The organism is Halalkalibacter lacteus (genome assembly GCF_036663595.1).
Classification (GTDB): Bacteria; Bacillota; Bacilli; order Bacillales; family Bacillaceae_D; genus Halalkalibacter; species Halalkalibacter lacteus.
The window spans coordinates 1-245 of the sequence record NZ_JAWRVL010000389.1 but is presented as its reverse complement, the minus strand read 5'-3'; the positions used below and the strand labels follow the sequence as shown (position 1 = coordinate 245).

Genomic DNA, 245 nt, shown 5'->3' with positions numbered 1-245 from the left:
CCCTTCTGAATAATATTTACCTCATCGCCAACGCGGGGACCATGCTCACTTTCCCACATCACCTGAGTCCAGGGATTCAGTGCCAGCCCCTGAGGATTGCGTAAAACATAGGCCCAGATATAGGGGCGCGCGCCGGGTTTATTGACGAAGGGATTATCGTTTGGCACGCTGCCGTCCGCGTTCAAACGCAGCAGCTTGCCCTGAAGTTTATCGAGGTCCTGTGCGGCACTGCTGACAAAGTTGTC

1 protein-coding gene is annotated in these 245 nt (G+C 54.7%); it reads right to left on the bottom strand.

Annotated features, from left to right (window positions below; all coding sequences use genetic code 11):
• A partial coding sequence (locus SAZ04_RS22775; RefSeq protein ID WP_332700024.1) for a PQQ-dependent sugar dehydrogenase occupies nt 1-245 on the bottom strand: 245 nt, incomplete at both ends.